Here is a 6,342-nt window from a genome sequence, read left to right on the forward strand (position 1 = left end):
AAGTAGCAGTCAACTATCATCAACAGTCTCACGTGTGTATGGCATTAGACATTAGTATTAATCTCGCGTGATTTAGTCTTAGTCCATTCTTAAGATAATCCCGCCTGAAAAAGCCAACTTTGCCCTGAAATGCGTGCCCCGTCGCCTTCTACACAATAAATCCCACATGGACGACTGCACTTATGCCAAGAAAACTGCTAATATCGGCGCAATTTTTTTGAGCTAACGAGATCAAGATGGGCAGAGCATATCAAAACAAGAAAGAATCCATGGCGAAAACAGCCGGTCAAAAAACCCGCATTTATTCACGCTACGGTAAAGAGATTTACGTTGTCGCTAAACAAGGCGGCGTTGAGCCCGATGGAAACTTATCACTGCGTCGCTTGATTGAACGCGCTAAGAAAGACCAAGTGCCTGCGCATGTTATTGAACGCGCAATTGAAAAAGCCAAAGGCGGCGGTGGTGAAGATTACGATACCGCCCGTTACGAAGGTTTTGGTCCTGGCAACTGCATGGTCATTGTTGACTGCCTAACCGATAACGTAAAACGTACCTTCACCGAAGTGCGTCAAGCCTTCGTAAAAAACGATGCCAAACTCGGCGGTCCAGGTACTGTTGGCCACATGTTTGATCATCAAGCCGTGTTCGTGTTTGCCGGTGATGACGAAGATGCGATTTTAGAACTGCTGATGATGGCTGACGTTGATGTGAGCGATGTTGAGCTGGAAGATGGCTTAATCACAGTTTATGCGCCGCACACTGAGTACTTTAAAGTTAAAACTGCACTGACCGAAGCAATGCCAGACGTTAACTTCGAATTCGATAACATTACCTTCGTACCGCAGGACATGACTAAGGTTGAAGGTGAAGATGTGGCCATGTTTGAAAAGTTTATCGCCGCTTTAGAAGATTGTGACGACGTACAAAACGTCTATCACAATGCGGAAATTGAAGACTAAACACTGCTTTCGCCTGAAATAAAACGCAGCCCTTGGCTGCGTTTTTTGTTTATAGGTCAATATATTAAGCGTTAATGAAACAACCGTGAAACCCTAACGGTAATACCCTATTCATCTGAGCCGAAGCGATGGGTCCCGCACTGATGTCACTGGCTCGAAACAAAGACAAACCAGACTGTGCATTGTGATAATCGAGCCAAGTCATCAACAAATAGGCTTCATGCTGCTCAGTGGCGGGGATATAAAGCGGCTCTTCGGCAATCTTGTCTTTGCCAAGATAAAACGCGCTATAGCTCGCGTCGCCAAGTGTATTAGCACCGTGCTGGCTGCTGTGTTTTGCATTATGAATACAATACAGAGTATTACTCAGTCCTGATTCAGATTCGGCTTCATATTTAAAATTAGAATTAGCACCAGAATTAGCAGCAGAATCTGATCTTGCTCCAACGCCAAATAACGGGACAAACTCCGAAGCTCCACCCGTTCTCTCTGCAAGCTTTTCGGCATTGCTCGTTTGCTGTGCAGACTCTTTGTTACTCATAGTGTGCTGCGCAAACTGGGGAAACTCCATCATCACGCCGCTGCGGTTAATACGTGCAGAGGGAGATAACGTCCCCGCAAACTGCGTTTTGCTAGCTGCTGTAAGTGGTGCCGTCAGCGGTACTGTGATCGTCACTAACTCGGCATGGGGTGTTTTTGCTTTACGGGCGCCCGTCAGTAACCCCTTCATCCCTTGAGTTAAAATCGCCGAATTGGGATAGAGACAAAGCTGCACTGATAGTTCGCCATTCTTCTCAATGGCTTGACCAAAGTGAAACACAAATCCAGCAGGCAGCGGGTGTAACTGGCGCGCTTTAAAGTCGGCTTTGTCGATAACCAGTAATTGCGATGGCAATTCGGGGCGCCATTTAAAAGCATCGATATAAGTTTCGCCCTCTTCATACACGCAGGATGAAATATAAAACACTAGCTTATTTTCACTCTGCGCGAAGGCATGTAAATAACTCGCCTGCGGTAATTCAATCACTTCCATTCTGGCAATGCTGTCATCGGCTGCCACTTGATACACAAGTAATTGCTTCTCGCCGCCGACATACCAGACGCCAAAATTCCACAGTCCACCTTGTCCATCATCGAGTGGATGGGCGGAAAAGGGTAAGCCCTTAAACTTGTCGCCAAAGCTTTTAACACCGAGCGTAGTTAAGGTCTGCGCATCGAGTCGATAGGGTGAACCCGCTTCCCACAAGGCAAGCAACTCGCCGTGGCGCGGTAATAAACTGGTGTTAGCCACATTCAAGTCATCGTTATTTCGAATGGGTAAAGCATTGGGGATCACTGTGCCTGCGGTGGTGTACTTAAACGCGCCAGCGGCCTCCTCCACTTTAAACTTCTTTGTTTGGATAAACTTAGCCTGATGCTGAATTTGCCCATTGGCCACACTAAACTGCTGCACCATGCCATCGCCATCGAACCAATGCTGATATGACTTACCCGCCCGAGACATTTTCGCTGGCCCATTACGATATAGATTGCCACTCAATTGCGCTGGCCATTCGCCCGAAACTTGCATAGTGAGCGGCAGATAGTCGCCTTCTGCCCCGTTAAAACCTATAGCCCATGGTGCACGGGCAACCGCTTGTGCGTTATCCAGCGCCAGTAATTTATCCACTGAACTTGCCCAAACCGCGGTCGTCATGAGGGCGGCAGAGCCTGCTAGAAATTGACGTCTATCCATGGTGCAGCCCTCCCTTAACGAATGTGTACAGTGATTTGCGCATCGGCCTGCAAACTAAAGCTGGCGTCTTTAAAGCTCGCAGGTCCAAAACTGCCGGCGTTATTGCTAAAACCATAGCCTTCACTCGGCACACCTAACATATTGGTATCTAAGCTATGGTTGTTGTTTTCATCGTGGAAGACCTTAACCGCATATTGACCATCGGCGAGATCGCTAAATACCAGTCTGTGCTCTGTCTTAGTGACGGGCTTTATCATAGATACGCTAGGATTGTGTCCTGCTGCATAATCCTCGGCATTGGCATAGAGCGCCACCATCAAGGCTCCGGTTTGTACTTGAATATTATCGATATCCACAGTCAGGGTATGTGTCTGGCGGTCTGTGGACATGGCGCCTGCCGACATACTTCCTGCAGACAAGAGCAAACAAGCTAAGCCTGCGCCCCAAACCGCTGATAACGTCCTTTTCTTCATATTGGTTTGAAAAAAGGGTGTTTTTGCCATAGTTGAGTTCACGTGTTTCATGTCTTACTCCTGCTTTTTGCGCTGATAAGTGATTGCGATGGAGTTAGCTTAAAAAATCACAGGACTAAAAACAGGTGCCAAAAGTCATGAAACAAGAATTTAACAAGATGACTTTTGGCATAGTGACATCTGACGCTGATACCTTAGAATGGTCGGCAGAATTGGATTAAGGAATAAACATTCGTGCTAGAAAATCGATTAGCGAAAGAAGAGAGCATGTTAATTGCCGCAGGAGTGCTCACTTGGGCATTAGTGGCTTGGGTTGGGATAAACCAAGCCGCATTGCATACATGGCAAGGCATGCTCAATGCCACGCTTTATGGGCTGTATTTAGTGGCATTTATACTGATCGCTACCGATAAAGTTGCGCATAACAATATGCGGTTTCGTCGCCTTGCCACACTAGCAATGCCGCTTATCGTGCTGAACTTATTACTCACGGCAAACCATGCATTGCTGCCGATCCTCTTCGTTATTTGGGCGTCACTCTTGCCTGAGTTTTTTAATCGCCGCCAAGCTATTTCACAGCTGCTGCTAGCCAACCTTGTTTATTACGCGCTGCTGCAATGGCATTGGCATGAGCAAAGCAATGTGTTCAATATTTTGATCTATCTTGGCTTTCAACTCTTTGCCTACAGCAGCAGCCAAGCAAGGCTTTCCGAGCGTAAATCTCGCTTGATACAAGAACAACTAAACCAACAGCTCATCGCCACTCGCGCCCTACTTAGCCAAGCCAGCGAACAGCAGGAAAGATTGCGGATCTCCCGCGATTTGCACGACATTCTCGGCCACCAGCTCACAGCACTCTCTCTGCAATTAGAAGTACTGAGTCATAAAGCGCCAGAAGACCTCAAACCTCAAGTTAATCAAAGTAAATCCTTAGCCAAAGAGCTACTTGAAAGTATTCGCGCCGTCGTCAGGGCGCAAAGAGTGCAAGTCGGATTGGATTTAGTCCCCCCTCTAGAGGCGTTGATGACCCGCTTACCTAGCGTCACTCTTACCTGCAAGACGATGAAACCACTACAATCAGCCGAACTGACTCAAGCCCTGCTGCTAGTCCTACAAGAAGGCATCAGCAACGCCGTGCGCCACGGCAAGGCGAATCAACTGCAACTAAGCATGGAAGACTCCCAAAACGCATTGGTATTGCAACTGAGCGACAACGGCATGGGGCTAACACGGGGAACCGCACGAAACGTATCAGCTAAAAACGGCAGAGAGCTAAACGGTACAGGGCAGTTCGGCACAGGGCTTAGCGGCATGCAGGAAAGACTGCAGCCCTTTAATGGCAAGGTGCAGCTAAGGGCGAATGACTCGGCGCCCGGCTGCCAACTCACTCTCACACTCCCTGCACTCGCTTAATTTTTATTAAAAACGCTTTGGAATCAATATGGATATGCAAAACAACATCATCAGTGTCGGCTTAGTAGAAGATCAACAATTGGTTCGCCAAGGGATCGCTAGCCTGCTCGCTATTTCCGACAACATTCGCGTGTTATGGCAGGCCGAAGACGGCCAAGTTGCACTCAAACAGCTTGCCAGCAATCCCGTCGATGTGCTGCTCAGTGATATCCGTATGCCAAATCTTGACGGCATCGCCATGCTTAAACAGATACGCCAGAGTGCCAATCGCTTACCTGTCATCATGTTGACCACCTTCGACGACAGTGAGTTATTCCTCAATAGTTTACAGGCCGGAGCTAACGGCTTTTTGCTCAAGGACGTGTCACTCGATAAGTTACTGCACGCTATCGAAACTGTCGCCAAAGGCGGCTACTTGATTGAGCCTTCGGTACTCAAACAGATGAGTGAGCCTAAAGCTGCACCTAGCGTTGGGGTAACTAGAAATGAATTATTGTCGGAACGGGAGCGGGAAATTCTCAGTTTTATGGCGGGCGGCTTCTCCAACAAGGAAATCGCCAATGCAGTATTTTTAGCCGAGGGCACAGTGAAAAATCATGTCTCTAACATACTCACTAAACTCGATTGCCGAGACCGCACCCAAGCGGTACTCAAGGGCTTACAACTGGCGTTGATTTAACCCAATAGCATTCTGGAAAAAATCATAGCCAACAAAAAGGGCCAGTTAAGGCCCTTTTTGTGCTCACCTAAGGCGGTGAGTAATGACTAAAAACCTAACGAAGCTCCATCTCTTGGATAATTTCATGGGCAATGGCTGGCGTTGTGCAGCTCGGGGTTTCATGTAAATCTGCTTTTAATTGGCCTTTACGGTGCTTAAGTGCTGCATCTAATTTTTTCGATGCGGCCTTGATAGCTGGGTACATCACCTCATCGGTACCCGAAGCGGAAATGCGGCTGCCTTCATAATTGGTTCGAATTTCAACCTGATACTCGCCATGCTCTTTCGCAATAATGATATCCAGTGCGATCAGAGAGGGAAAATGAGTGGCGATCTTAGCAAATTTCTCGTTAACATCTTCTCTAATAGAATCAGTAACATCGACGTGGTGACCAGAAATATTTATTTTCATAGGTTGTCCCTTTTAATGTCATTACTTTTATTTTCGCTTCACTACTAGAGCTTGGGGCATACAGAATAAAACACAAGGGATATTGGCAAATATTTCGATCAACTCAGGTATTAGCATCTCCTAAATGTGACAGCCATCAAGAAGTTGAAAATAAAACTGTCTGAAAAATGCGATTAAGTGATTGATTTATAACCAGGCGTTGATAGTAAATCAATCACAAAATTCAATGCGAGCTAAAGTAAATACACTTAATATTTACGTTGCACACTCTGCTGCCAAAACTGTTGTGACAGATGATGCGTCTTAGTCGATAGACGCGACACTTGGTCGCCCCGCGCCGCCGCATCGAGCGTCTGCTCTAAACTCTGCTGAGCCAAATCGCTGATCACATGAATAGCACGACTGATTTCAGCGGCCACTGAGGTCTGCTGGGTCATAGCGGCGGCATTATCATCACTTAAGGAGTTAATCCTTGATATAGATGAAAGCAACTCGCCAAAAGCAATACTGGCTTCCTGCGCTAAGCCGACCGAACGTTTAACCTGCTCTTGTCCCGCCATCATAGTCGAAGTCGCCCTTTGAGTACTTTCCCTAAAGCGGCTAACAATTAATTCGATTTGCGAGGTGGATTG

General features: G+C 47.1%; 6 protein-coding genes and 1 pseudogene. 3 read left to right on the forward strand and 4 right to left on the reverse strand.

Annotated elements, in window-relative coordinates; genetic code table 11:
• Positions 1–236 precede the first annotated feature (236 nt).
• The gene (locus tag Q4Q57_RS05480; protein WP_006080823.1) at positions 237–959 is read left to right on the forward strand and encodes a YebC/PmpR family DNA-binding transcriptional regulator; all 723 of its coding nucleotides are present in this window, start codon (positions 237–239) and stop codon (positions 957–959) included.
• Positions 960–1,023: 64 nt separating this feature from the next.
• On the opposite strand, the gene Q4Q57_RS05485 is transcribed toward Q4Q57_RS05480, so the two are convergent.
• Complete coding sequence (locus Q4Q57_RS05485) at positions 1,024–2,694, reverse strand: carotenoid oxygenase family protein (protein ID WP_311890092.1); 1,671 nt, start codon at positions 2,692–2,694, stop codon at positions 1,024–1,026.
• 14 nt (positions 2,695–2,708) lie between these two features.
• Positions 2,709–3,218, reverse strand: a complete 510-nt coding sequence (locus tag Q4Q57_RS05490; RefSeq protein WP_311890093.1) for a DUF2141 domain-containing protein — start codon at positions 3,216–3,218, stop codon at positions 2,709–2,711.
• Positions 3,219–3,401: 183 nt separating this feature from the next.
• Between Q4Q57_RS05490 and Q4Q57_RS05495 the strand changes: the two genes are divergently transcribed.
• Complete coding sequence (locus Q4Q57_RS05495; RefSeq protein ID WP_311890094.1) at positions 3,402–4,580, forward strand: histidine kinase; 1,179 nt, start codon at positions 3,402–3,404, stop codon at positions 4,578–4,580.
• A gap of 28 nt (positions 4,581–4,608) precedes the next feature.
• Positions 4,609–5,259: a response regulator transcription factor gene (locus Q4Q57_RS05500; protein ID WP_063882729.1), complete on the forward strand. Its 651-nt coding sequence runs from the start codon at positions 4,609–4,611 to the stop codon at positions 5,257–5,259.
• A 94-nt stretch (positions 5,260–5,353) separates the two neighbouring features.
• Here the strand turns inward: Q4Q57_RS05500 and hpf are convergent, their stop codons facing one another.
• Together hpf and Q4Q57_RS05510 are read right to left on the reverse strand one after the other, a co-directional pair.
• A complete protein-coding gene (hpf, locus tag Q4Q57_RS05505; protein ID WP_006080817.1) occupies positions 5,354–5,710 on the reverse strand; it encodes a ribosome hibernation-promoting factor, HPF/YfiA family in 357 nt (118 codons plus the stop codon).
• A gap of 248 nt (positions 5,711–5,958) precedes the next feature.
• Positions 5,959–6,342: pseudogene (locus tag Q4Q57_RS05510) on the reverse strand (chemotaxis protein); the annotation flags it as partial.

Origin of the sequence: Shewanella sp. SP2S2-6, from assembly GCF_031931965.1 — a bacterium.
GTDB lineage: Bacteria > Pseudomonadota > Gammaproteobacteria > Enterobacterales > Shewanellaceae > Shewanella > Shewanella baltica.